The sequence below is a fragment of the Streptococcus cuniculi genome (genome assembly GCF_004570575.1).
In the GTDB taxonomy this organism is placed as follows: domain Bacteria; phylum Bacillota; class Bacilli; order Lactobacillales; family Streptococcaceae; genus Streptococcus; species Streptococcus cuniculi_A.
Genome location: NZ_SPPD01000008.1, coordinates 60,723 through 86,506, shown reverse-complemented (window position 1 = coordinate 86,506; position 25,784 = coordinate 60,723). Strand labels below are relative to the sequence as shown.

21 protein-coding genes and 1 other RNA gene are annotated in these 25,784 nt (G+C 44.5%); 5 read left to right on the top strand and 17 right to left on the bottom strand.

The annotated features are described in order from the left end of the window. Positions 1-34: 34 nt before the first annotated feature. Positions 35-1,648, bottom strand: a complete 1,614-nt coding sequence (locus tag E4T82_RS06855) for a ribonuclease Y (protein ID WP_135182111.1) — start codon at positions 1,646-1,648, stop codon at positions 35-37. Positions 1,649-1,776: 128 nt separating this feature from the next. Here E4T82_RS06855 and E4T82_RS06850 point away from each other — a divergent pair, with 128 nt between their 5' ends. Further along, positions 1,777-2,262, top strand: coding sequence for an S-ribosylhomocysteine lyase (locus tag E4T82_RS06850; protein WP_135182110.1), 486 nt, complete (start codon positions 1,777-1,779; stop codon positions 2,260-2,262). 521 nt (positions 2,263-2,783) lie between these two features. Here the strand turns inward: E4T82_RS06850 and E4T82_RS06845 are convergent. The 5 genes from E4T82_RS06845 to E4T82_RS06825 form a co-directional block, all read right to left on the bottom strand. Continuing rightward, positions 2,784-4,163, bottom strand: coding sequence for a cell division site-positioning protein MapZ family protein (locus tag E4T82_RS06845; protein WP_135182109.1), 1,380 nt, complete (start codon positions 4,161-4,163; stop codon positions 2,784-2,786). Positions 4,164-4,165: 2 nt separating this feature from the next. Further along, positions 4,166-5,329: a THUMP domain-containing class I SAM-dependent RNA methyltransferase gene (locus E4T82_RS06840; RefSeq protein ID WP_135182108.1), complete on the bottom strand. Its 1,164-nt coding sequence runs from the start codon at positions 5,327-5,329 to the stop codon at positions 4,166-4,168. A gap of 52 nt (positions 5,330-5,381) precedes the next feature. Beyond that, positions 5,382-5,749: RNase P RNA component class B (gene rnpB, locus E4T82_RS06835), an RNA gene on the bottom strand. Positions 5,750-5,767: 18 nt separating this feature from the next. Then, entirely contained in the window at positions 5,768-6,100 is a 333-nt protein-coding gene (gpsB, locus tag E4T82_RS06830; RefSeq protein WP_135182107.1) for a cell division regulator GpsB, read from the bottom strand. Between the two features lie 81 nt (positions 6,101-6,181). After that, complete coding sequence (locus E4T82_RS06825) at positions 6,182-6,712, bottom strand: DUF1273 domain-containing protein (protein WP_135182106.1); 531 nt, start codon at positions 6,710-6,712, stop codon at positions 6,182-6,184. Between the two features lie 65 nt (positions 6,713-6,777). Here E4T82_RS06825 and recU point away from each other — a divergent pair, with 65 nt between their 5' ends. The 3 genes from recU (at position 6,778) to rsmG (ending at position 10,421) form a co-directional block, all read left to right on the top strand. Continuing rightward, on the top strand, positions 6,778-7,398 hold the full coding sequence (gene recU / locus E4T82_RS06820; RefSeq protein ID WP_135182105.1) for a Holliday junction resolvase RecU: 621 nt from the start codon (positions 6,778-6,780) through the stop codon (positions 7,396-7,398). Between the two features lie 4 nt (positions 7,399-7,402). Then, the gene (pbp1a, locus tag E4T82_RS06815; RefSeq protein WP_135182129.1) at positions 7,403-9,562 is read left to right on the top strand and encodes a penicillin-binding protein PBP1A; all 2,160 of its coding nucleotides are present in this window, start codon (positions 7,403-7,405) and stop codon (positions 9,560-9,562) included. A gap of 145 nt (positions 9,563-9,707) precedes the next feature. After that, positions 9,708-10,421 (top strand): 16S rRNA (guanine(527)-N(7))-methyltransferase RsmG, encoded by a 714-nt coding sequence (gene rsmG, locus E4T82_RS06810; RefSeq protein WP_135182104.1) that lies wholly within the window; start codon positions 9,708-9,710, stop codon positions 10,419-10,421. 43 nt (positions 10,422-10,464) lie between these two features. On the opposite strand, the gene E4T82_RS06805 is transcribed toward rsmG, so the two are convergent. The 10 genes from E4T82_RS06805 to E4T82_RS06760 form a co-directional block, all read right to left on the bottom strand. Beyond that, entirely contained in the window at positions 10,465-11,298 is an 834-nt protein-coding gene (locus E4T82_RS06805) for an energy-coupling factor transporter transmembrane component T family protein (RefSeq protein ID WP_135182103.1), read from the bottom strand. Beyond that, the gene (locus E4T82_RS06800; RefSeq protein ID WP_135182102.1) at positions 11,299-12,972 is read right to left on the bottom strand and encodes an ABC transporter ATP-binding protein; all 1,674 of its coding nucleotides are present in this window, start codon (positions 12,970-12,972) and stop codon (positions 11,299-11,301) included. Between the two features lie 254 nt (positions 12,973-13,226). Next, positions 13,227-14,213, bottom strand: a complete 987-nt coding sequence (locus tag E4T82_RS06795; RefSeq protein ID WP_135182101.1) for a rhodanese-related sulfurtransferase — start codon at positions 14,211-14,213, stop codon at positions 13,227-13,229. A 154-nt stretch (positions 14,214-14,367) separates the two neighbouring features. After that, positions 14,368-14,916, bottom strand: a complete 549-nt coding sequence (locus E4T82_RS06790; RefSeq protein ID WP_135182100.1) for an ECF-type riboflavin transporter substrate-binding protein — start codon at positions 14,914-14,916, stop codon at positions 14,368-14,370. Positions 14,917-14,937: 21 nt separating this feature from the next. Next, positions 14,938-15,786, bottom strand: a complete 849-nt coding sequence (locus E4T82_RS06785; RefSeq protein ID WP_135182099.1) for an SAM hydrolase/SAM-dependent halogenase family protein — start codon at positions 15,784-15,786, stop codon at positions 14,938-14,940. Between the two features lie 383 nt (positions 15,787-16,169). Continuing rightward, positions 16,170-17,159 (bottom strand): lipoate--protein ligase, encoded by a 990-nt coding sequence (locus E4T82_RS06780; RefSeq protein ID WP_135182098.1) that lies wholly within the window; start codon positions 17,157-17,159, stop codon positions 16,170-16,172. 428 nt (positions 17,160-17,587) lie between these two features. After that, the gene (lpdA, locus tag E4T82_RS06775) at positions 17,588-19,342 is read right to left on the bottom strand and encodes a dihydrolipoyl dehydrogenase (RefSeq protein WP_135182097.1); all 1,755 of its coding nucleotides are present in this window, start codon (positions 19,340-19,342) and stop codon (positions 17,588-17,590) included. Positions 19,343-19,912: 570 nt separating this feature from the next. After that, the gene (locus tag E4T82_RS06770; protein WP_135182096.1) at positions 19,913-21,298 is read right to left on the bottom strand and encodes a dihydrolipoamide acetyltransferase; all 1,386 of its coding nucleotides are present in this window, start codon (positions 21,296-21,298) and stop codon (positions 19,913-19,915) included. An 89-nt stretch (positions 21,299-21,387) separates the two neighbouring features. Next, positions 21,388-22,383, bottom strand: coding sequence for an alpha-ketoacid dehydrogenase subunit beta (locus E4T82_RS06765; RefSeq protein ID WP_135182095.1), 996 nt, complete (start codon positions 22,381-22,383; stop codon positions 21,388-21,390). Positions 22,384-22,458: 75 nt separating this feature from the next. After that, positions 22,459-23,427: a thiamine pyrophosphate-dependent dehydrogenase E1 component subunit alpha gene (locus E4T82_RS06760; protein WP_135182094.1), complete on the bottom strand. Its 969-nt coding sequence runs from the start codon at positions 23,425-23,427 to the stop codon at positions 22,459-22,461. A 217-nt stretch (positions 23,428-23,644) separates the two neighbouring features. Between E4T82_RS06760 and E4T82_RS06755 the strand changes: the two genes are divergently transcribed. Further along, on the top strand, positions 23,645-24,307 hold the full coding sequence (locus E4T82_RS06755; RefSeq protein ID WP_135182093.1) for a trimeric intracellular cation channel family protein: 663 nt from the start codon (positions 23,645-23,647) through the stop codon (positions 24,305-24,307). 137 nt (positions 24,308-24,444) lie between these two features. Here E4T82_RS06755 and E4T82_RS06750 read toward each other — a convergent pair whose 3' ends face one another. After that, entirely contained in the window at positions 24,445-25,599 is a 1,155-nt protein-coding gene (locus E4T82_RS06750; protein WP_135182092.1) for a carbohydrate-binding domain-containing protein, read from the bottom strand. Positions 25,600-25,784 lie beyond the last annotated feature (185 nt).

Below are 25,784 nucleotides of genomic sequence, written 5' to 3'. Positions count from 1 at the left end.
AAGATTAGCTCGTCTGAACCAATCTTTCTGTTGCTTATTTGGCAACTTCTGTCGCCCGTGTTTCACGGATAACCGTCACCTTAATATTGCCTGGATAGTCGAGATTGTTTTCAATCTTTTCACGAATATCATGGGCCAAAATCGTAATCTTATCATCATTGACAATATTTGGATGTACGATAATACGAACCTCACGACCTGCTTGAATAGCATAGGCTTGCTTAATTCCCTTAAAGCTATTGGCAATTTCTTCCAAATCTTGGAGACGTTTTATGTAGGCTTCCATGGATTCACGGCGTGAACCTGGACGAGCTGCACTCAAGGCATCTGCTGCTGCAACAATCACCGCAATGGTGCTGGTTGCTTCCACATCTCCATGGTGACTAGCAATCGCATTGACCACTACTGGATGCTCCTTATATTTACGAGCTAATTCCGTTCCAATCTCAACGTGGCTACCATCTACCTCACGGTCAATCGCTTTTCCGATATCATGCAAGAAACCTGCACGACGAGCCATATTGACATTTTCACCAAGTTCTGCCGCAAGTATACCAGCCAATTTTGCCACTTCAATCGAATGACGAAGCACATTTTGACCATACGATGTACGGAAATGCAAGCGTCCCATAGTCTTAATCAAATCTGGATGAAGGTTTGGAGCTCCAATTTCGTAGGCCGCTGCCTCACCATACTCCCGAATGCGATTATCCATTTCAACCCGATGTTTCTCCACCAACTCTTCAATGCGGGCTGGGTGAATCCGACCATCTTGCAACAAGGCTTCCATTGTCATACGAGCAATTTCCCGACGGATCGGGTCAAAACCAGACAAGACAACTACTTCTGGCGTGTCGTCGATAATCACATCAATTCCTGTCAGACTTTCAAAGGTGCGGATATTGCGACCTTCACGTCCAATAATCCGCCCCTTCATGGTGTCATCTGGCAGGTGAACCGATGTAATCGTCTGCTCTGCCACATATTCACCCGAAATCCGTTGCATAGCTTGGGCTAGCAAATCTTTCGCCATTTTATCCGATCGCTCTTTGACTTCCCGTTCCGCCTCTTTGATATGAGTCGCAATTTCATGCGTCATCTTATCACGCGTATCTGTTAAAATCAAATCACGTGCTTCTTCTTGGGTAAGAGAAGCCACCCGTTCCAATTCGAGAGCCTTTTGCTCTTCTAGTTTTGCAACCTCTTCTTCACGCTCTTCAATGTGTTTAGACTTGTCTGTGAGGGATTGTTCCTTTTGCTCCAGAGCTTTTTCTTTATTTGTTAAATTATCGTCTTTACGGTCCAAGCTACTTGCACGTTCTGTCAGGCGCGCTTCCGTTTGTTTCAATTCTTGTCGCTCTGACTTAAATTCTTCCGCAATTTCTTCACGATATTTTCGAGCGTCTTCTTTTGCTTCTAGAAGCAATTCTTTTTTCAAGGACTGACGGTCACGTTCAGCAGCGACTATGATGTGGTCGGCTTCGCGTTCTGCCTTTCCTCGTATATTGCTTGCTTCTTGTTCAGCGTTTAAAAGTGTCAGTTCTGCAGCTTCTTTTGCAGCTTTCATTTTTAAAGAGATCGCTAGATAACCAATAACTAAACCAATGAGAGCGGAAATAAGAGCAATACCAATGGAGATTGATATCATTTTTCCACCTCGTTTTTATTTATTTTAGATTCAAAAATCTTCTTTCATTCTACCATACTTTAAACCATTTCACAATGTCAAAGTCAAAAAATATGTTATAATCATCTTAACAAAAAGGAGGATTTTTTATGACCAAAGAAGTGCTTGTCGAGAGTTTTGAGCTAGACCACACCATTGTCAAAGCACCTTATATCCGCATGATTTCAGAAGAAACAGGCCCGAAAGGCGATATGATTTCCAACTATGATATAAGGCTCGTTCAACCCAATGAAGATGCCATTCCAACTGCTGGTTTACACACCATTGAGCACTTGCTGGCGCTCCTAATTAGAAAGCGGATGGACGGCTTGATTGACTGCTCTCCCTTTGGTTGTCGGACAGGTTTCCACATGATTATGTGGGGGAGCCATTCTACGACTGAAATCGCCCAAGTCATCAAATCTTGTTTAGAGGAAATCGCAGAAGTTACTACTTGGGAAGATGTTCCTGGGACGACCATTGAATCGTGTGGTAACTACAAGGATCATAGCCTCTTTTCTGCCAAAGAATGGGCAAAATTGATTTTAGAACAAGGGATTTCTGATGACCCGTTTGAACGCCACATTGTTGAATAAGCTAAAAAGAGGCTGGAATTCTCCAGTCTCTTTTCATAGTCTAACGACTTATCGTCATTTCGTTTATGCCTAAAGGTAGCCACAGCTGCAATCGGCTAAAGCTAGAACAGCTACCTATCTTTTTCGCACAGAGTTTAGGGCGTGTTCAATTAGTAAGATAAGATATGAGAGCGTTAAGAGCACACAGTGCACTCAAGAGTATCCATATCTGTAAAGCAGGCATAGCCTGCAACAGCTACGGAAAAATAGGAAATCTGACGAGTGAAAAGCTCCTGTGGAGGTTTTCAGCCTAATCCCCAAGGGGATTCTTAGCTGTAACTAGCTAAAGCTAGAACAGCTACCTATCTTTTTTACGAGCTTTTAGTCCGACTTCAATTACTAAGATACAAAATCTCGTTGACACGAGTTACACTCGTTTTATTTCCAACCTCCAACAGTCTTCCCAGACTTATTGGAGCGAGCACTAAAAGACTCTTCACTCCCTAGTTGCTAGACTTGTTGTCCCCATCCTGTTTTTTCAACTAATAATCCAAATCATCTGCATATCCCGAACCATTTCCGACAAAGTAACCTGTCTTGGCATTCATCGAAAAAAGGTAGGTGCCATCTGGACGGAATAAATTATAATAACCATTTCCGTTGATAATGTTCACAGGTTCCAAAATATAATTGTAACCTGACACGTATCCACGTTCTTGGGAAACGGCAATAATTGTTTCCAAGACACCAGGATTAAAGGTCCAGGCCGGATTATCGACGTCATCAATCTTGGCTTGATCGTAAGGCACGCGACTGAGATTCCGCTGAAGAGTGACCCCTGCAGGAATCGCAATACCGTAAAGAAGATCCGTCCCTACACCGCCACCTGATTGAACCACGGAAGGAGTGGTATCTGCACTTGCGGGAGCTTCTACAGGCGCTGCTGGATCTGCCACCTGAGCATTCGTATCTGTAGCGCTTGTCTGAGCGGCAGTTTGTTGGGAACGCCCAAGATTGATAGCTGCTGTAATCTTGGCATCAACAGCCGTCATACCTGTAGCAGTAGGGGATGATAGTTTTTCGCCATCTTTCACAGCCGCTGTCGTATCCAATTCACCATCCACAATGATTGGCTTATCAAATTGGGCATTTAAGGCTTGAACGGCTTTTATAGCTGTTTCAAGACTTTCATACTTCTTCTTAGCCGTTTGATAGGCCGATGTCTTCGCATCGATCTTATCCAAGGCCTTCTTTAATTCAGACAACTTCCCAAACTCACTATTTTTCAGTTTGGTTTGCTCTTTATCTGTAAAGAAAGTTGCGTAAAGGTTATTAAAGGCTGTGACCGCTGCATCTTCCTTACTTGAACTACTAGTGCTTTGACTGGTCGAAGTGGACGAAACTTGTGTTTCATTGTTTTTTTCTGACTGTTTCATCCAAACAAAGGCTAGAGCCAGAGCTGCGATAAACAAGAGCGCCAAGGCTGTCCAAATCACCAGTGTCTTACGGGAAGAACTCTCTTCTTCCCCAATATTATTAAATGCTGCCGTTTCAGGTTCTGGCAATACTTCTTCCTTGGGAGCTACTGGGGTAACCTTATGAATCGGCATCGCTTCGACTTGCTCTTCAATCGCAGTCTCAGTAGAAGGTTCGCTGTCTTCATTGACTGGAGCTACTTCCTCTAGTTCCTCATCTGTTAGGACTGGCAGATTCATCTGTGTTTCATACTTTTCAGATTCAATCTCATCTCTGTGCTGCTTGATATAGCGATCCAACAGACCGTCTTCTTCGGTCACACCTGCCTTGATTTCTTCATGCTTTCTGACTGCTTGACCTACGGTCATATTTTTTGCATCTTCAAACTCTAAGATTTTTTCTCCATCACTTGGGAGAGCATTGTTCTTTTCTGTATTCTTTACCATATCTATTCCTGCTCTTTCACCACTCGCTTCACGCGCTGTCCAAAAAATTGATAAAGGTCGACTTTTAATGTTCCATTGTATAATTTGCGTTTTTTATCTGCTTGACTGCCGTAACGTTGTTCAAATTGCTCATCGCTGGTCAAAATAAATTTGGACCAGGTTTTGAGAGGCGCAAATGTTTCCCCCATTTCTCGATAGAGGGTCATAATGGCCGTGTCATCGAGCAAACGCTCTCCGTAAGGCGGATTTGAGATAATAACACCGTTGATTTTATCCGTTCGAAAATCCTGCAAGCGCATTTGCTTAAAGGTAATGTCTTTGTCCACTCCTGCTGCAATCGCATTTTTCCTTGCAATTTCAATCATGCGTGTATCAATATCAAAGCCTGAAATATCCAGCACCACATCCCTCTGAATCGCCTGACGAGCATTCTGTCTTTCCTGCTCGACGAGCACATCTTCTACCCAGTTCCATTCTTCAAAGGCAAAGGAACGCTCTAGACCTGGCGCCATATTGCGGGCAAGCATGGCAGCTTCAATACAAAAGGTTCCTGAGCCACAAGTTGGATCGACCAAGGGCTTGTCAGGATACCAGTTTGACAACTGCAAGATAGCCGCGGCCATATTTTCCTTAATTGGGGCACCACCTTTTTCAGAGCGATAGCCACGTTTAAAGAGACTAGAGCCTGTTGCATCGATGAGGACCGTTGCCACATCCTTCAAGATCGATACTTCAATTTTAAACTCTGCTCCCACTTCCTGTAAGGGCACCCCTTCTGGTCGCGAAAAGTGCTTCTGCAATTTCTTAACAACCGCTTTTTTGGAAATAGCCTGGACACTTGGCTCATTGTGCAAGGTGGATTTGACACACTTGGCTTTGGAGATGGGGAATTTACAACCTAGTGGCAAATAATGTTCCCAGTCCAAGGCAAAAACGCCCTGAAACAATTCTTCAAAGGTCTTGGCCTTGAAGCTTCCAACCACAATCTTGATTCGATCAGCTGATCTGAGCCAGAGATTGGTTTTGATCATCGCCGTGACATCACCTTCAAACCGCACGCGACCATTTTCAACCTGACAGTCGTATCCCAGTTCACGGACTTCACGCCCTACTACAGCTTCTAATCCAGCAGCTGCTGTCGCAATAAATGTAAATGTTTTTTTCATGATTCTCCGATAATAAAAGCTAGCACAGCTAGCCTACCTATTATATGCAATTTTCTATAAGCCATGTTTTGTTCCAGTGGTACTAGGCACCACCACCTTCGATAATCATCTGTCTACTGCTTGCGCAGTCAGGAAAGTTCGTTCTGATTCCGACTTTCCCATGCCCCGACCAAAATTTGGGTTGCTAGCTTGAGGGGTTTACCGCGTTCCACTTTTTATGTTTCCATAAAAACTCCGTCACTGTGGCACTTTTCAGACCTACTCGAGCCTATCTTATGACTTAGCTGTTTCAATCGCCGTAACGCATTGCTACGTCCCTAGGCTTATTGGTTCGCCTAGCACAATCACTACCGGCATCACAGCCGGTGCTAGCATGGACTTTCCTCATGGCAGTTAGCTACCATGCGATTATCCAAAAATTGCACAATCTTACTACTCTTAATCTTCTTGAGCGATTTGCTTACCGAATACTTCTTTTTCCAAACGATTCAAACGGCGCAAAATATCAAAGTTGCTTGCTGAAGACGCCCGTTCTGTTCTCAACGTTTCAGAATCTTCTACACTCGCTGCAGCTGCACGTGGCACATTTGCCAACTGGGCTTTCAAACGAGCAATCTCACCTTTCAATTCCTTGATAATTGCATCGTAGGCATCGTAATCTTTCATGATTTCATCTAGGAAATCGTTCACCTCATCTGGATCATAACCACGAAAACCGATTTTAAAGTCTTGTTCAAAAATATCCTTAGTCGTAAATTTAATACTTGCCATTGCTACACCTCTATCTTCTAAAACGTCATTACCTCTATTATATGAAAAATTATAGGGAAAAATCAAGTCATATCACTCAATTTATTCAAAATTTTCAGCTATCTCATTTAACCGCTCAAAAGTAAGCGTTTTTCTAGGATACTCTTCCTTTTTCAACATCAGATGATAGAGATATTTCAAGTTTGTTTCATTTTCAGAATCATAGAAAAGGTATGCACCGTCTGTATTGTCTAGCAAAAACTGATTATACATCCGAAATTGACTCGGATTTTCATAGCGGGGATAAGTCATTTTGACAAAATCAACCGACTTAAAATGGGCTAACTTGATCTGATTGACCTCGTTCCAGTTTTCCCCGTGATTTTCAAATAAAAAGAGCGTTGCTATCTGAAAGTCATAGTCTTCTTGGCGCAGGTCTCGCAACACCTCCAAACACCAGTATTCAAAGCCTAGATTCCCCGTCAGGATGAACCATTCCACCCCCTCTTCCAAGAAGCGAATCAAATCCATTCGAATGGCTTTTTTGATGACGGCAAGACGAGGATCCTTGTCTGAAAAAATCCCCAAATCGGTGTGGCGATAGCCTGCTATCAGTACTCGATCAATGTGCATTACTTGAACTCTTTTCTTATGTTATGGTATAATATAATGATTTTATTTTATCAAGAAGGAGTTCTATGGTCAATTATCCTCATCAGGTTAGAAAAAAAATCAGTAGAACCAGTTCAACATTTTCTCGCCAGCAGGTGGACTTTGCCAACCGTGGCATGTCCTTTGAAGCCGCTATTAACGATAGTAACACCTACTATCTAGCTCATGGGCAGGCTGTTATCCATAAGAAGCCTACCCCCGTTCAAATCGTGAAAGTCGATTATCCCAAAAGAAGTCGGGCTAAGATTGTCGAAGCCTATTTCCGCCAAGCATCTACGACGGACTATTCAGGGGTCTTCCAAGGTCACTATATCGACTTTGAGGCCAAGGAAACACGACAGAAAACAGCCATGCCGATGAAAAATTTTCACTCGCATCAGATTGAACATATGGATCAAGTCCTACAACAAAGAGGAATTTGTTTTGTACTCCTTCACTTTTCAACACTGAAAGAAACCTATCTGCTTCCCGCTTCTGCTCTGATTAATTTTTACAGGGTCGAAAACGGCAAAAAATCCATGCCTATTGACTATATTCGTAAACATGGATTTCAAATCGAGATGGGGGGTTATCCTAGCTTACCTTACTTAGAGGTTGTTGAAAAAAATTTATTAGGTGGTGATACTCTTGAAAAAAACAAACCTTAAGAAAATGTGGGTCATTTTCGCCAACGTTGCCCTGGCTAGCTTTATCACCGTATTTCTAGTCGGACTAGCAATTGTCATCTACTATGTGAGCTCGGCTCCAAAATTGACAGAAGAGGCACTTACTGCGACGGTTTCCAGTAAAATTTACGACAAGGATAACAAACTAATTGCCGATTTGGGATCAGAGAAACGCTCCAATGCCAAAACTTCTGAAATTCCAAAGGATTTAGTCAATGCAATTGTGGCTATTGAAGACCAGCGCTTCTTCAGCCATCGCGGAATCGATGTCATTCGGATTGCAGGTTCCTTTGTCAACAACTTAAAGGGAGGGAAACTCCAAGGTGGATCGACCCTTGACCAGCAATTCATCAAGCTGACCTATTTCTCAACGTCAACTCAGGATCAAACCATTAAACGGAAAATCCAAGAAGCCTGGTTGGCTCTTCAATTGGAACGCCGCAACACCAAGCAAGAAATTTTGACCTACTATATCAATAAGGTCTTTATGGCGAATGGCAACTATGGGATGAAGACTGCCGCAAAAGCCTACTACGGAAAAGAGTTAAAAGAGCTCACTCTTCCACAGTTAGCACTCTTGGCAGGTATGCCTCAAGCACCCAATCAGTATGATCCTTACACCCAGCCAGAAGCGGCTAAGTACCGTAGGGATCTAGTCTTGCAACAGATGCTCGGGCAAAAATATATTTCCCAAGAACAGTATGAGACTGCAGTCCTAACAGATATCACTGACGGCTTACAACCTCTCACCAATACTTCCGCTTACCCACTTTACATGGATAACTACCTCAAGGAAGTCATCGAGGAAGTCGAAGCACAAACTGGCTACAATCTACTCACTACAGGACTGGATGTCTATACGAATGTCGATGTGGATGCTCAAAGACAGCTCTGGGATATTTATAACTCTGGCAACTATGTCAACTACCCTGATGAAAACTTCCAAGTCGCCTCTACCGTAGTCGATGTCTCAAATGGATACGTCGTTGCTCAGCTCGGATCCAGAAACCAAGCTAGCAATGTTTCATTTGGTACCAACCAAGCAGTTGAAACCAACCGCGACTTCGGCTCTACCATGAAACCTATCACCGATTATGCGCCTGCTCTTGAATACGGCATCTATAAATCAACCGCCGATGTCATTCTTGATGCGCCCTACAATTACCCCGCTTCTACCACACCTGTCTATAACTGGGATCGGACCTACTATGGTTCGCTAACCTTAAAAGCAGCCATTCAATATTCACGAAATGTTCCTGCTGTTAAGACATTAGAAGCCGTTGGCTTAGACAAGGCTCATAAGTTTTTAAATAGTCTAGGTATCTTTTATCCAGAACTGCTCTATTCAAACTCCATTTCAAGCAATACGACAGATGCCAGCTCTAAGTATGGGGCAAGTAGTGAGAAAATGGCGGCCGCCTACGCTGCCTTTGCCAACGGTGGTACCTATTACAAGCCACAATACGTCAACAAGATTGTCTTTAGTGACGGTAGCACAAAAGAATTTGCTCCCGAAGGCAACCGGGTCATGACAGCTGAAACAGCTTATATGATGACCGATATGATGAAGAGCGTCTTGACTTACGGAAATGGGTTGAACGCTGCAATCTCAGGCCTTCCTCAAGCAGGTAAGACTGGTACCGCCAATTATACAGATGCGGAGATGGAGGCGATTCTCGCTAACAATGAAGCAGCCAACTACAGCTCATTCGTTGTTCCTGACGAAAATTTTGTAGGCTATACCACACGTTATGCCATGGCTGTTTGGACAGGGTATACCAATCGACAAACGCCAATCTTAGACAATGGTATTCCTATTGCAACAGATGTTTACCGCAACATGATGGCCTATCTCAATCCGATTGATACTGCTAGTGATTGGGAAGCTCCAGATGGTATCTATCGATACGGAGGATATTGGTACTTGGAAGGAAGTGCTCCTCAATATACCTATACTCCAAACACTAACACAACTCCAAGTAGTACGACTTCAACTTCTAGCTCTTCGGATGCAAACTCTACAACCACGAGCAACACAGAGACACCAACTAGTCAGACTACTGAACAACCACAGACAAGCACTTCAGCTACGACAACACAAGAACAGCCACCTTCTTCTAGCCCAACGCCAAGTGCTTCACAATAAAAATGAACAGGGACAGATGTCGATGATTCGACATCTGTCCCTGTTCATTTTGGGATATCCTTTCACAAAGAATGCTGTAGGAAATTGCAGAATTTCTGGCGAGTATGAGTTTTTCTTTTTTCCACATTTATGATAAGATAGAACTATGAAACCTGAAGAATTTTACACCGCCTTAGAAGCACAAGGCTTCCCTTTAACAGATAGACAAAAAGAGCAATTCGCCCTCTATTTTACCCGCTTGGCTGAGTGGAATGAAAAGATTAACCTAACAGCTATTGTAGATGAGGAGGGGGTCTACCTCAAGCATTTCTATGATTCGCTTGCCCCTATCCTGCAAGGACATCTCACAGCCGTGCCAACTCGCCTTCTTGATATTGGAGCAGGAGCAGGCTTTCCTAGCCTCCCCATGAAAATCCTCTTGCCTGAACTGGATGTTACGATTATCGATTCCCTCAACAAACGCATTCAGTTCCTTACTCATTTGGCTCAAGAATTACAGCTGACCCAAGTCCACTTCTACCACGGACGGGCAGAAGATTTTGCCCAAGACAAGAACTTCCGAGCGCAATTTGATGTTGTGACTGCCCGAGCAGTGGCACGCATGCAGATTCTAGCTGAGTTGACCATTCCCTTTCTCAAGGTCAAGGGCAGACTGATTGCCCTCAAAGCCTCGAATGCCGAAGATGAACTGAGCCAAGCAAAACAAGCGCTAACCCTACTCTTTGCCAAGGTCATCGAAAAGGTAGACTATCTCCTCCCAAATGGAGACCCTCGAACCTTAACCATTGTGGAAAAGAAAAAAGAAACCCCCAATAAATACCCCCGAAAAGCAGGCATGCCCAACAAACGACCACTATAAAAGAAAATGAGATGAACAACTCATCTCATTTTCTTTTATTTTATTATCTCCAAGGATTGTAAAAACGACCACCATTGACGGCAAATAAGATGCCTGTTAGGATCAGGATTGCTAGAGCTAGCACCAACACCAGATAATCCTTTGTCCCAAGGGCTTGGTAGGTATACCACGTTCGTTTTTCATTTCTGCCAAAGCGGCGCAACTCCATGGCTGTTGATATGGTATCAATACGCGAAAGAGAACTAAAAATCAGCGGAATCACGAGAGCGAGATTGCCCTTGATACGCTCTATCAATCTCCCTTTTTTGGATAATTCAACTCCTCGCGCCTCCTGCGACATCCGAATGGTGTAAAATTCTTCCTGAATATCGGGAATATAGCGCATGGTCAAGCTGACGGAATAGGCTACCTTGTAAGAAATGCCCAGCTGATTCAAACTCGAAGCAAACTGACTCGGATGCGTGGTCATCAAAAAGATAACCGCAAGGGGAATCGTACAAAAATACTTTAACAGCAGATTGAGAAGATAAAATAGCTCTTGACTGGTCATATTATAGGTACCAATTCCCGACCATAGAACGGTTTTAGCACCGTACAAGTCCACCCCATATTCTGGAGCAAACAGGTAAACCATGACCGCATTCATCAAGGCGAAAATGGTTGTCAGGATAAGAACAAAGGATACATCTTTGATGCGAATCTGTGACGCCTTAAACAGACAAAGTGACAAAATCGCGATAGCAAACACCAACCGTGTGTCGTAGGTAATCATGGCTGCTATCGAGACGAGAAGGAAAAAGACAAGTTTGCTGACAGCGGACAAGTCATAAATGAGGCCATGACCTGCCCGATAGCCAATGATATTCACACCTTTCATCTACTCTTTCCTCTCTCTTTCCATGTAAAATTGGGTCAAGGCCAGCGCATCGACACCTAGTTTTTCCGCCAAGTGGAAGATACTGGTTTCTTTCAAGTTCGCAGCTTCAATAATATCTTGATTGGTCAAAATCTGAGCCGGATGAGCGGCCGCTACGATCTGTCCATCCACTAAGACAATCGCACGATCAGAATAGTCCAACATCAACTGCATATCGTGGGTAATCATGATAATGGTATGCCCTTGGCGGTTCAAGTCATCAAGGAAATCCATAATTTCTGTATAATTTCGCTGGTCCTGACCTGCTGTCGGCTCATCTAGTAAAATAATCTCTGGATTCAAGACCAAGATAGAAGCAATCGTGACGCGCTTTTTCTGCCCGAATGAGAGTGCCGAAATCGGCCACTTCCGAAAGGCATATAGACCACAGGTTCGAAGCACTGCCTCAACCTTCTCCGTCACTTCTTCTTCTGCCACTCGTCTCAAGCGCAACCCCAGAGCTACCTCGTCAAAAATCATGGTCTGACTAATCATCTGGTTGGGATTTTGTAAGACATAGCCAATGCGCCCCGCACGCTCCTTTATAGAATCAGCAGCAACCGATTGCCCATTCCACATCATCTCACCCGATACCTCGACAAACTGGCACAAGGCCTTGGCAAGGGTTGACTTTCCTGCCCCATTCTTCCCGATAATCGCTAAGCGCTCTCCCCGACGAATGGAGAGGGTAACATCCTTAAGTACCTCCCTATCGCCATAGGCAACCCGCAAATTCCTCACTTCTACCAAGGGGGAATCGACCTTTTCTTCCACAACAAACGCAGGTAGGGCTTCTACTTGGACATCTGCCAAGGTCAACTGCTCCACACTCGTCACCGCTGCCTCCTGCTCCAAATCATAGCCCAACTGGCGCAAAGTGGTCAGATAAAGGGGTTCCCGAATGCCATTTTCCCCTAGCAAGCCCGAACGAAGTAGAGGATCAGGAGCACCATTGTACAAAATGCGTCCCTCATTGACCAAGACGATTCGGTCCACCTGACGGTGGAGGACATCTTCTAAACGGTGTTCGATGATAATGGTCGTCGTTCCCTGCTCCTGATGCAGACGATCAATCAGCTCAATCGTCTCTTGACCCGATTTGGGATCAAGATTAGCAAGCGGCTCATCAAAGAGCAAAATCGGGCTTTCATCAATCAAAACGCCTGCTAGACTGACCCGTTGCTTTTGCCCACCAGATAAATCCTGCGGTCTGTGGTGCAGTAAAGCCCGCAAATCCAAACGTTCCGCCCAGAAGTCAATCCGTTCCCGTATCTCATGCAAGGGGGTGACATCATTTTCAAGGGCAAATGCCAAATCCTCTGCTACACTGAGTCCGATAAATTGCCCATCCGTATCCTGTAAGACGGTACTCACAAAAAGGGATTTTTCATAAATCGACAACTCAAAGGCATCTTTCCCATCAATCCGTATATTTCCCGTCTTTGTTCCTTGATAGATATTGGGAATAATTCCATTCAAACATTGACCCAGAGTTGATTTCCCAGAACCAGATGGTCCTATAATCAAGACTTTCTCTCCCTGATAAATGGTCAAGTCAATTTCTTGCAAGGTCGCTTCCTGTTGAGCATCGTACTTAAAACTAAAGTTTTCAAACTCAATGATTGCTTTTCTCATCAATGCACCTATCTCATTTCTTCTATAGTTCCTAGCCCTTGAGCGGTTCCTTCAAGTGACTATGTAACAACTCCTACCCTACTATTCTATCATAAAATCACCTTGAAACCGCATAGTTTTTTAATATGAAGCGCTATAGCCTCATCCTTAGCCTACATACACAGTGGGAACCCCTCGTATGCTATCTCCTTGATACTCAAAAAAGCACCTCAATGCTAGATGAACGGTCTAAGCATTGAGGTACTGTTTTCTCTTTATTGTGCCACCAGTTCATCGAGGGATTCGCCTATCGCTGCCAAGCGCTCCGCGACCTCTTTCTGGGTCAAGCCGTGTTCTGCAACATAGCGATTGCGTGGGTGGACACGGCATTTGTGTGAGCAACCACGGAGGTATTTGTGCTCATTTGCTTCTGAGGTCAACATCCGACGGTTACAGAATGGATTGCCACAGTTGACATAACGTTCACATGGAGTCCCGTCAAACCAATCTTTTCCGACCACGACTGGGTCTACATGGTTGACATCAACAGCGATTCGCTCATCAAAGACATACATTTTCCCGTCCCAAAGCTCGCCACGAACTTCTGGGTCTTTTCCATAGGTCGCAATACCACCGTGTAGTTGACCGACATCCTTGTAACCTTCACGAACCATCCAGCCTGAGAATTTCTCACAGCGGACACCACCTGTACAGTAAACGACCACACGCTTGTCCATGAATTTTTCCTTGTTATCCCGAACCCATTGTGGTAATTCACGGAAGTTGCGAATGTCTGGGCGAATGGCACCGCGGAAGTGACCGAGATCATATTCGTAATCATTACGTGTGTCAAGAACGACCGTATCTTCATCTAAGAGGGCCTCTTTAAATTCTTGTGGTGAAAGGTAGGCACCTGTCGTTTCGAGTGGGTTGATGTCCGTATCAAAATCATCATCCTCTAAGCCCAAATGCACAATCTCTTTCTTGTAGCGCACAAACATCTTCTTGAAAGCCTGCTCTTCTTCCTCATCAATCTTAAACCACAAGTCCTCCATACCCGGAAGTGAGTGGACATAGTCTATGTATTTTTGGGTGGTTTCATAATCACCTGAAACCGTCCCGTTGATTCCCTCATCTGCCACAAGGATACGACCTTTTAAGCCGATTGATTTACAAAATGCCAAATGCTCCGCTGCAAATTCTTGCGCATGTTCAATCGGAACGTATTTATAATACAGTAAAACGCGAATATCTTTTGCCATAAGATTTCTTCTCCCTTTTCTTTCTAAAAATTATCTGAATTTTATCATTCATTATCATTATACTTTGCATACACAATTCAAGGCAATTTATTTGCCCGCAAATACAAAACAAAACCCGTCCAGCTTGAACTGAACAGGTTGTATTTCATAAGACTTACTCATCTTTCGACAAGCTGTTGTTTTTCACCTGGGTTTGGGCATATACTGCTAGCAAGATTGTACCTGCAACACCAACAGTAGCCGCATTGACACCTCCTGCAACCACTCCCTGCGTAAAGACCTTGTTGGCAGGCTCATGGTAGACCCAGATGTCCAAAACCGGTGCTAGGACACCCCATACCAAGAGATTTGCCAGAATTTGCACACCATTGAACAGGAGCATATCCTGAACGGTAAACACACCTTGGTGAATGCGCAAGCGGTATTTCAAGATGCCAACAATCGAGCCAAAGACTCCTGAAGCAAGAATCCAAGACCACCATGGACCATATTGAAGAGAATCTTTTAGAGCATGACCGATGAAGCCAACTAAGAAACCAACGATTGGACCAAAGAGAACAGCTAACAAAGACTGAACAGCGTATTGAAGTTGCACATTGGTATTGGGAATCCCCACTGGGATATTGATCAGCAAGCTAATCACGACAAACAAGGCCGCTCCGATACCGGTTCCTACAACTGTTTTAATCGAATTATTTTTCATAGATACTCTCCTTTTTATCTCCTAAACACTCATTTTCTTAATTTCAATATGCCAGTTTTGTCCAACACCAACATTATAGGCCTTGGCAAAGGAACCTTGGTTGATAGCAAGACCCACACGGTAGAGGGAATTGATATACAGCAAAGGCTGACCGATACGGACATCCGCAAAGGACTTGCCATAGGTCACTTGGTTTTGATAGACCAGCATATCATTGTTGTAAATGGTAACCTCAAAACGATCGCCAAAGGTTGGCTCAAGACTATAAAACTCCTCACGTGTAATTGATGTCCACAGCGAACCAAAGCGGACATCCAAGATGTCGATTGCCCCTTTCACAAAGTCTGCCCCTACTTCTGTTGCAACGGTTGGAATTTCGACAATATCTGCCACCTCTAGCTCAGGTCCTACCTCCTCAAAGCCGATATGCCCTGACGCCAATTTTGCCCCTGTATAGGCATAGACGTCCCGACCATGGAAGGTGTAGGAATGTTCGGTATTGGCACGGCGGTTGGCAACCTCTGAAATCTCACGCACCGCCTTAATCCCCACATGTTGCTTGATGAAAGACAGGGTACCATTATCAGGCGTTACAATATAGTGGTTCTGCTCTGTCAAAGCGACCACACTCTTTCGCTTTGAACCAACCCCAGGATCAACAACAGATACAAAGGTCGTTCCCTCAGGCCAGTACTCTACAGTCTGAAAGAGGCGGTAAGAACCTTCAAAAATATTGTAAGGCGTAATATCGTGGGTTAGATGATGAACCACCAAATCACGCGATTCTTGAAGCGCCACCCCAATCATGGCTGACACCGCTCCGTCAACCAAACCAAAGTCCGATTGTAACACAAGTAAGTTATTTGACATAGTTTCTCCTATTCCTAACATGATTCTTCTATCATACCAAAAAATGACCAACTTGACCAATACCAAAACTTTATGATAGGTCATAGTTCGTCTCTATGCTCTGACACTTGTATACCTCAAACGAAGGCAGCCTCAGCTAGCGAACATCAACAATAGACGAGAAGCGGTAGCACTGCTCCTTATTTCTAATACTCTTTGAAAATCAAATTCAAACGTCGTCAGCGTCGCCTTGCCGTACGCTAGTACAGCCTTCGGCTTGCTTCCTAGTTTGCTTTTTGATTTTCTTTGAGTATAAAGAAGACGCTATCCCCTTACGTTTGATGGAGTATGAGCCATTAGATTGAATCAATAAAAGAGGTTGGTCCTCCAACCTCTTTGTATCATTAGGCAACAATCGCTTTTGCGACTTCTTCTGTCGTCATGCGGGAGAAGTAGTGAGTGGTATCGATGGTTTGGAGTTTTGCCAGCACATCTGCATATTCATAACGCGTTCCGATGAGTAATTCCTCAATATCTGCGACATCTCCAATTCCAAAGAAATCCCCGTAAATCTTTATTGATTCAATGATTGATTTTTCCGCCTTAACGTAGGTCGTGATTTTCCCAGCAGGATAACGGACACTGCGCTCTACTGTATACTCTGGTGTCTGACCGAAGGTCCAATCCCACGTTGCAAACTGGGTATCACGAATTTCTTGGATTCGGGTCAATTCAGCCTCTGACAGGACATATTCATCCATATCAGGATACTCCCGCTTCATTTGGTTCAAAATCGCTTCCTTGAACTCTAACACGGTCATTTTTTCTGGTAATTCCTTGTTGATATTGGTCACACGCGCACGGACTGATTTAACTCCTTTTGATTCAATCTTATCCTTGCTGACCTTCAAGGCATCTCCTAGAACCGTCATATCGACATCAAAGAGCAGGCAGCCATGGTGCATCATCCGCCCCTTGGCATAGGCTTGGGCATTCCCACAAATCTTCTTGCCGTCAATTTCAAGGTCATTGCGTCCTGTAAAATCAGCCCGAACCCCCAAGGTTGCAAGCGTGTCAATGACGGGTTTGGAGAAGGTCTTAAAATCAAAGGCTCCCTCGTCTGCCTTATTGGAGATAATGGTATAGTTCAAATTGTTCAAATCATGGTACACAGCACCACCGCCTGACAAGCGACGAACAACATGGATTCCATGGGAATCCGTATATTCCTTATTGATCTCTTGAATCGCATTTTGATGCTTCCCAATGATAATCGCAGGCTCATTGATCCACAAGATAAAAATTTCATCAATCTGGGTCAATTCCTTGAAAGCATAGGCCTCTAGGGCAATGTTGTAAGCAGGGTCGTTACTATTATTGACAATGTATTGCATCGTATACTCCTCATCTTTATCTCAAAACTAGTATAAGGCAAACGCTACCAAAATACAAGTAATTGCTCCTCATCTTTCCTATAAACTAAGTAGTTCTTCTCAACATTCCTATTTTTCCATAACTTCTGTAGACTGTACCTGCATGATAGATACGAAGGCTCCCCACTAAAAAATAGGATAGCCCCTCAGAGCCTAGGCAAATCCTCTAAGCGAAAGAGGATGATAGAGCAGTGTTTCTAAGAGGTTTATAGTGAATTGTATAAAGGTTAGGACATCGTTCAGTCGCTTTGATGAACGCCAGGCTCCTTTCCTTGTCCTATTCCTTTCTCAATCCACTATCTATTTTAGCGAAAGAAAAAAGATTGAAGAAAATGAGTCGAGATAGACATTTTCTTCAATCTGAGAGGATGGGACCTCTTTCTGATTTCTTATTTGCGTTTTGGTGGGTTGTGAATCGCCACTCCCAAGACATCCAAGAAGGCTTCATACATCACTTCTGAGAAGGTTGGGTGTCCGTGGATAGATGCAGCAACATCATCTACGGTCAATTCGGATTCCATGATAGTCGCTGCTTCGTTAATCATTTCAGCTGCTACTGGACCGATGATGTGGACACCGAGGATTTCATGGTATTTCTTATCCGCAATGACTTTGACAAATCCGTGTGCTTCGTTTGAGGCAATGGCACGACCATTACCAGTAAAGCTACATTTACCAACCAAGATGTCGTTACCATATTGCTCGCGTGCTTGATCTTCAGTCAGACCAACCATGGCAATTTCTGGATGGGTGTACACCGCTGCTGGCGTGAAGTCCAATTTCGCCTTGTGGTGGTTCCCTTTAATCGCGTTTTCGGCTGCCACTTCCCCCATACGGTAAGCAGCATGTGCCAACATTTTCGTACCGTTGACATCACCGGGTGCATAGATACCTGGAATGGAGGTTTCTTGGTAGGCATTGACCTTGATACGCCCGCGATCCATTTCAAGATTGAGATTTTCAAGACCTGCTAATTGTGGCACACGTCCGATAGAAAGGAGGGCCTTTTCAGATACGATTTCCGAGCCGTCGTTCAATTTAATGGTTAGTTGATTGTTGGCTTCAATAATTTCAGAGACACCAACCGAAGTCAAGAACTTCATGCCTTTCTTAGAAAGAACTTTTTGAAGTTCGATCGACACTTCCCGATCCATACCCGGAATAATGCGGTCTGCCATTTCAACAACGGTTACCTCTGTACCGTATGACGCATAGACAAGCCCTAGTTCCACTCCGACAACTCCACCTCCCATAACAGTGAGAGATTTTGGAATTTCACGAAGATCAAGGATGTCATCTGATGTCAAGACCAGTTTAGAATCAATTCCTGGAATGTTGATGCGAGATACTTTTGAACCTGTCGCAAGGACAATGCTCCGACCTTTAATGGTTTGGCTACCAATGGTAACCGTCTTATCAGGATTTACTTGACCAAGACCATTGAAGATCGTTACCTTATTTGCTTTTAAGAGACCCTGTACACCGCCTGTCAAGGTCTTGACAACTGAGTTTTTGAAGTCTACTGTCTTATCCATATCAATGGTGTAGTTAGTGGAAGCAAGGTTGATACCACGCCCAGCCGCAATCTTCAAGCCGTCAAGAATCTCTGCATTTTTGAGATAGGTTTTTGTTGGGATACAGCCCTTGTTCAAGCAAGTTCCACCAAATTCTGATTTCTCAACAATCGCAATTTTTCCGCCAAGTTGCGCACCACGAATAGCTGCATAGTAACCCGCAGGTCCTCCACCGACAACAACCATATCATATTCGTCTGCTGCAAGTTCGGCTTTTGGTGCTGCTGGCGCTGCCGCTGGTGCCGTCGGTACTTCCAGTCCTGCTGCTTTCAAATCAGCAGTTGCTTGGGCAACAGCTGCCGCTGGTGCCGCACCTGCATCCACCACTTCCCCTTCTGCACCGATGTAGCCGATAACTTCGGTTACAGGGACTGTTTCACCGTTTCCACGGACGATTTTTAACAGAATACCAGAATCTTCTGCTTCCAATTCCATGCTGGTCTTATCCGACATCATCTCTAAGATAACGTCCCCTTCATTGACCACATCACCTTCTTGTTTTTTCCACTCGATGATTTCGCCTTCCTGCATGTCAACGCCAAGTTTTGGCATAATAATTTCAACTGCCATATCTAAGATACCAAGAGCTTAAAATGCCAAGTGAAAATAGGGAATCTGACGAGTGAAAAGCTCCAGTGGAGGTTTTCAGCCTAATCTCTAAAGGCATACCATACCTTTAGAGTTAGGAAGATTCATCTTTTTCACGCAGCATTTAGCTCGGGTTCAATTACACGCACGTACGAACCCTTTTCCTTTCTCTATTTTCTTTAAAAGTTTGAGTTTACAATCTACATTCTTATCAGATAAGAAGTTGCTTTGAATGCGGGCTAAAAGCTCGGAAAAAAGACAGCCTGCCCCTTGTGTCCTTCAAACACTGCGTCAGTCTTCTATTTTTCATTCGCTTTCTTCACGCCCTTATATCAGTTGCTTTGAATGCGGGCTAAAAGCTCGGAAAAAGACAGCCTGCCCTTTGTGTTCTTCAAACACTGCGTCAGTCTTCTATTTTTCGTTCGCTTTCTTCACGCCCTTATATCAGTTGCTTTGAATGCGGGCTAAAAGCTCGGAAAAAAGACAGCCTGCCCCTTGTGTTCTTCAAACACTGCGCCAGTCTTCTATTTTTCGTTCGCTTTCTTCACGCCCTTATATCAGTAATTCCAACGGATTTTCCAGCAAGTGCTTGAGATCTACCATGAATTTCGCACCATTCATACCGTCAATAATGCGGTGGTCAATGGTCAAGCAGAGAGCCATGATAGGGCGGATTTTGATTTCTCCGTCAATGACAACTGGGGTTTGAACCGTTGAGGCAACTCCAAGAATCGCTGAGTTTGGTTGGTTGATAATCGGATTAAAGGTCTTGGTTCCAAACATACCGAGGTTGGTAATCGAGAAGGTTGAACCGAACATCTCTGCCCCTTTCAGCTTCCCTGATTGGGCTTTCTTAATCACATCTTTTGAGGCTATGACAAAGTCTGATAGGCTCATCTTGTCTGCACCATGAACAACCGGTACGACCAAACCATCGTCCAAACCAACAGCAATTCCAAGGTTGACAAACTTGTGCAACTCAATTTCTTGCGCATCATTGATGAGCGACGCATTCATGTAGCGATGCTCTTCTTTCATCAAGGTCCGAGTAACCGCTAGACCAATCAAGTCGGTAAAGGTTACTTTCAAGCCCGTCTTATTCATGATTGGCTCAAGCACTTGCTTGCGAAGCGCCATTAGGTTGGTCATATCAATATCATAGTTAAGCGTAAAGGTCGGCGCAGTCAAGTAAGAGTTGACCATTCCTTTTGAGATGGCCTTGCGCATTGGGCTCATCTTGATGATTTCAACGCCCTCTGGCAATTCCTTGGCTGGTTTTTCTGCCGCCTTAGCTGGCGCTTGTTCAACTGCTGCTGGTTGACTAGCTGCAAGGACCGCAAGGACATCTTCCTTGAGAATCTTCCCATTTACACCTGTTCCAAGAACGTCCTCAAGATTGATTCCCTTATCAGCTGCGATACGACGAGCAAGCGGAGTCGCCTTAGGAGCTGCCCCCTTGAAGTCTTCCACATCTGACTTATGAACGCGGCCATTTGCCCCTGTTCCCGGAACAAGCCCAAGATCAATCTCCAAGTCTCTCGCCAATTTGCGAGCAGCTGGGGTCGCACGAACCTTGCCACCACCTTGGGGTTTTGTAGCTGGAGCAGGAGCGGCGGCTATAGCCACTGGTGCTGCCTCTGCCGGAGCGCTTTCTGTAGCTGGAGCAGGAGCTGAACTTGCAGCAACCTCTACGCTTTCACCCTCTGCTCCCAGATAGGCAATGACTTCTGTAACGGGCACTGTTGCACCATTGCCATGAACGATTTTAAGAAGGACACCTGAATCTTCAGCTTCTAATTCCATGCTGGTCTTATCCGACATCATCTCCAAGAGAACATCGCCTTCATTGACAACATCACCCTCTTGTTTTTTCCACTCGATGATTTCACCTTCCTGCATGTCCACACCGAGTTTTGGCATGATAATTTCTATTGCCATGTAATCTTCCTTTCTGTTCTTTCCATTCTTTTTCAATTACGAAAACAAGGGAGCGACGGCTTTGAAGTTCAAAACCGTCTATCTTGCTCTTACCCTTTATTTACTTGTTTGTAAATAGCAGCCTTAATCTTTTCAACATTTGGTAATACTGCATTTTCAAGAATGTTTGCATAAGGAACTGGAACATCATCAGAAGCGATACGAATCACAGGTGCATCGAGGTAATCAAAGGCTTCACTTTCTGTGATAATAGAAGCAATCTCACCGATGAAACCACCTGTCTTATACGCATCATTGACAAGAATCACCTTTCCAGTTTTCTTAACAGAATTGATAATCAAGTCCTTGTCCAGAGGGATGAGCGTACGTGGGTCAACCACTTCGACACTGATTCCCTCTGCGGCTACTTCATCCGCTGCTTGAAGGACGCGCTCCAACATGCGACCGTAAGACACGATCGTGACATCTGTACCCTCGCGCTTGATGTCCCCTTTTCCAAGTGGAATGTAGAAGTCTGGATCAAGGTTGACTTCTTCTTTCTTACCGTAGAGCGCCTTTGGCTCTAGGAAGATAACAGGATTGTTATCCAAGATAGAGGATTTCAACAAGCCTTTTGCATCGTTGGCTGTACCTGGCGCAACCACCTTGATACCCGGAATGTGGGTCAACCATGCTTCAAGAGATTGTGAGTGCTGGGCAGCTGACCCAATCCCTGAACCTGACGCCACACGGAAGGTAACAGGTGTTTTCAAGCCACCACCAAACATGTAGTTGGTTTTTGCGGCTTGGTTCACAATCGCATCAAGGGCAATCGTGATAAAGTCCATGAAAGTCAAGTCGACAATTGGTCGCAGACCTGTCTGAGCGGCGCCGACTGCTGAACCTGCAATCGCTGCTTCTGAAATCGGTGTATCGCGGACGCGTTTTTCACCAAATTCTTCCAACATTCCAACAGAGGTACCGAAGTCTCCACCGTAGATTCCTACGTCCTCTCCCATCAAGAATACGCGTTCATCCTTGCGCATTTCCTCGCTTTGCGCCAAGTTAATCGCTTCACGCAAGGCCATTACTTTTGTTTCAGTCATGTTTTTCTCCTAGAAAATATCAAATCTTACTTGTTCCACAGAGGAACACTTGCTCCTGTTTCCTCGTTTGAGGGATTAGTCCACAAAAACATCTTCGTATGCAATCGAAATGTCTGGTTCTGGGCTTTCTTGGGCAAACTTCACAGATGCTTCTACTTCTTCTGCAACTTGCGCCGCAATGGCATCTAATTCTTCATCTGTTGCGATCTTGTTTTCTGTCAAGTAGGCACGGTATTTCTTCAGAGGATCTTTTGCCTTCCAAGCATCTACCTCTTCTTTGGTACGGTAGACACCGGCGTCGGCAGTTGAATGCCCAAACCAACGGTAGGATTCAACCTCCACAAGGGCAGGACCATTTCCAGCACGAACATACTCAATCACTTCGTGCATTTTTTCATAAACAGCTACCACATCATTTCCGTCTTCCACGTAATGCCCCGGCATACCATAAGCATCCGCACGTAGGTAAAGATGAGGAATTTTAGTAGAGTAGGTAATATCTGTTGAAATACCATACCGGTTGTTGATAATGAAGAAGATTACTGGTAAATTCCAAACAGCAGCCAAGTTCATGGACTCATGGAAACTCCCCTCATTGGTCGCTGAATCTCCTGAAAAAGCAATGACAATGTTATCTGTCCCAAGATATTGTTGGCTCAGTGCCGCACCAACTGCAAGAGCATAACCACCACCAACAATCCCGTTAGTGCCATAGTTTCCTTTTTCAAGATTTGCCAAGTGCATGGAACCACCACGCCCTTTTGAGGAGCCAGTTGCCTTACCAGCAAGCTCAGCCATCATGGCATTGATGTCAATTCCTTTGGCAATGGTCTGCCCATGTCCACGGTGATTTGAGAAGATAATATCTTGATCTGTCAAGTCCGCAATAGCTCCGACTGAAGCGGCTTCTTCTCCGACCGAGAAGTGGGTCATCCCTTGTACAAATCCACGGCGGACCAGTTTATTCAATTTCATATCCACATCACGGATTTGCTGCATTTTTAAAAACATATCTAAATGTTTTTCTTTTGAAATAGATACCATAATTTCCTCCAAAGTTATTCTGTTTCCCTTCTATCATAATCAAAAAATTCACAAATAGCAAATAATTTAACCGTTTTCTATTTTGCAAAAACCCTGAATTCGTGCATTCTTTCACAAATAAGAGCACGCATGCTCTGCTGATATGTTTCTTTTTTCACAAACTTTCCTACCATTGAATATTCCCGACTTTTATGATAAGATGAGCGTGGAGGGCACTATGGATTTTGATTTATTTTTATTGATTTGCAACTACATCGGCAGCATGTCATTTGCCGTTTCGGGAACGATTAAGGGCTTTAAGAAAAAACTGGATATTTTTGGTATCACCCTGCTTGCGATAATTACTGCCATTGGCGGGGGTGTCATTCGCGATACCATGGTGAACCGAGTGCCTGCTGCTCTCGTGGAACCCTCTTCTATCTATCTCTCGATTCTCGTATCCATTATCATGTACCTCTTTGTCATCATGAAGAAAAATGAATCTCCACGCGACAAGACCCTGTATCAACTTCTAAGTAAGATCAACCTTGTCTTTGATGCCATTGGCCTCGTCATCTTTGCCTTGATTGGGGCAAGTACTGGCGTGGAGCTAGGGCTAAATGTTATGACCACTGGTATTCTGGCAGGTCTGACAGGCGTTGGAGGCGGTATTGTCCGTGATTTACTAGTCAATGAAACACCTGTTGTCTTAAAAGAAGATGTCTACGCCGTCCTTGCTCTCTTGACAGGCATGAGCTACCACATCCTCGTCCTTGACTGGAAACTAGCCCGAATCCCTGTCTTTATCAGCCTCTTCTTCCTCTTTCTCCTTATCCGCCTACTCGTTATTAAATACCACATCAATCTACCCAATATGGAAAAACCAAACAAAAAACGCTGAAATCCAGCGTTTTTTTCTTCCAATCTTATCACTATAGTGGATTGAGAAAGGAATAGGACAAGGAAAGGAGCTGCAAATAGAACTGGCGTTCATCAAAGCGACTTAACGATGTCCTAACCTTTATTCAATTCACTATATTACCAACCACCCGGACGCTTGCCCGCTCCGCGGTCACCGCCAAAGCCACCACCAGGCCCTGTTGCAACGATTTCAGTCTGTTTTTGCCCATTAACCGTCACATCACCACCTGTAAAGGTAACGGACCCGTCAAAATCAAAGGCTGAGGTTGGCGCCGTGATAGCGATAGTTCCGCCCGAAATAGACAAATCACCATTGGAATCAAAGGCATCTGTATCACCCTGCCCCACCGTCACACGAGTCGTACCGCCTGTGACCTTGATAAAGATGTCTGCCCCCATGACGTCACTTGCGGCATTGATACCGTCATCGGTTGACGTCACCTCAATCCTACCACCGTTAATGGTCACATTGGTAGCTTCCAGCCCCTCGGTACTCTTTGTGACGGTCACTTGACCGTCATCTATGGTCAAACTGGATTCTGCCTTAATCGCATCATCACCTGCCTGAACAGTGACGGACCCACCTGTAATCTGGACATTTCCCTTGGTTGTATCCTGATCATTATTAGACTTAATTCCATCACCCGCTGCACTCACCTCAATAGTGCCACCTGTAATCGTCACCGAATCTTTCCCGCGGATACCGTCGTCAACAGCGGTGACCTGAATGTTCCCCGCCTCAATCAGGAGGTCATCAGAGGACACAATCCCGTCCTCAAAACTCCCCTCAACCGTCAAACTTCCCGTACCGGTAATGGTTAAATCTGCCTTGGAATGGATAGCCCCCTCGATATTACTATCTGTATGTTGCTGGCTATCTGACACGGTATTCTTCGTCCCGTCCTCCAATTCCAACACGACATTGTCCGCTTCTTCTACATAGATTGCTGCGGTCTCTGAACTTGAAATGGTCACCCCCGCCAATACCAGACGGACATTTCCAGTTGTCTTGACCTTTACTCCTGCTGTGGTACTACCTGTCAAGACATAGGTACCTGCTTCTGTAATGGTTAACCCCTCATTCCCCAAGGTTACTTCCTTGGTCGGTAAGCTATCCCAATCAACACTACTAGAGGATTGAGTGGCTAATGGCGTTAGGGTCTGACTTGTTTGCGAGCTAGCAGAAGAGTGGCCGGTAGCCGTTGAGCAGGCTGCAAGCAAGGACATACTCAAAAGCGTGACGGATGATGCGAAGATTGTTTTTACATTCATGTTAAGATTCCTCAATTTCTATATTCTGATACTCGTCAAACATCACATTCTGACGCTGTTGCCTCACCTTGATGAACTCCACGTTCTATCTGCGGTTACAGAGTAGCTAGCCTCGCTAGCTCTATTTCCAGCCTCTCACAATTCTCAATGGTGAGAGCTAGTCAGATGTTGATTTTTATAGAGTA

Coding starts and splice junctions, on each gene's coding strand:
- E4T82_RS06845 (WP_135182109.1), bottom strand. CDS start 4,163: ATGGTAAAGAATACAGAAAAGAACAATGCTCTCCCAAGTGATGGAGAA.
- E4T82_RS06805 (WP_135182103.1), bottom strand. CDS start 11,298: ATGAAAGGTGTGAATATCATTGGCTATCGGGCAGGTCATGGCCTCATT.
- E4T82_RS06800 (WP_135182102.1), bottom strand. CDS start 12,972: ATGAGAAAAGCAATCATTGAGTTTGAAAACTTTAGTTTTAAGTACGAT.
- E4T82_RS06750 (WP_135182092.1), bottom strand. CDS start 25,599: ATGAATGTAAAAACAATCTTCGCATCATCCGTCACGCTTTTGAGTATG.
- rsmG (WP_135182104.1), top strand. CDS start 9,708: ATGAAACCTGAAGAATTTTACACCGCCTTAGAAGCACAAGGCTTCCCT.
- E4T82_RS06855 (WP_135182111.1), bottom strand. CDS start 1,648: ATGATATCAATCTCCATTGGTATTGCTCTTATTTCCGCTCTCATTGGT.
- E4T82_RS06760 (WP_135182094.1), bottom strand. CDS start 23,427: ATGGTATCTATTTCAAAAGAAAAACATTTAGATATGTTTTTAAAAATG.
- E4T82_RS06785 (WP_135182099.1), bottom strand. CDS start 15,786: ATGTCAAATAACTTACTTGTGTTACAATCGGACTTTGGTTTGGTTGAC.
- lpdA (WP_135182097.1), bottom strand. CDS start 19,342: ATGGCAGTTGAAATTATTATGCCAAAACTTGGCGTTGACATGCAGGAA.
- E4T82_RS06840 (WP_135182108.1), bottom strand. CDS start 5,329: ATGAAAAAAACATTTACATTTATTGCGACAGCAGCTGCTGGATTAGAA.
- E4T82_RS06770 (WP_135182096.1), bottom strand. CDS start 21,298: ATGGCAATAGAAATTATCATGCCAAAACTCGGTGTGGACATGCAGGAA.
- E4T82_RS06850 (WP_135182110.1), top strand. CDS start 1,777: ATGACCAAAGAAGTGCTTGTCGAGAGTTTTGAGCTAGACCACACCATT.
- E4T82_RS06825 (WP_135182106.1), bottom strand. CDS start 6,712: ATGCACATTGATCGAGTACTGATAGCAGGCTATCGCCACACCGATTTG.
- E4T82_RS06765 (WP_135182095.1), bottom strand. CDS start 22,383: ATGACTGAAACAAAAGTAATGGCCTTGCGTGAAGCGATTAACTTGGCG.
- E4T82_RS06795 (WP_135182101.1), bottom strand. CDS start 14,213: ATGGCAAAAGATATTCGCGTTTTACTGTATTATAAATACGTTCCGATT.
- E4T82_RS06790 (WP_135182100.1), bottom strand. CDS start 14,916: ATGAAAAATAATTCGATTAAAACAGTTGTAGGAACCGGTATCGGAGCG.
- gpsB (WP_135182107.1), bottom strand. CDS start 6,100: ATGGCAAGTATTAAATTTACGACTAAGGATATTTTTGAACAAGACTTT.
- recU (WP_135182105.1), top strand. CDS start 6,778: ATGGTCAATTATCCTCATCAGGTTAGAAAAAAAATCAGTAGAACCAGT.
- pbp1a (WP_135182129.1), top strand. CDS start 7,403: ATGTGGGTCATTTTCGCCAACGTTGCCCTGGCTAGCTTTATCACCGTA.
- E4T82_RS06755 (WP_135182093.1), top strand. CDS start 23,645: ATGGATTTTGATTTATTTTTATTGATTTGCAACTACATCGGCAGCATG.
- E4T82_RS06780 (WP_135182098.1), bottom strand. CDS start 17,159: ATGCAATACATTGTCAATAATAGTAACGACCCTGCTTACAACATTGCC.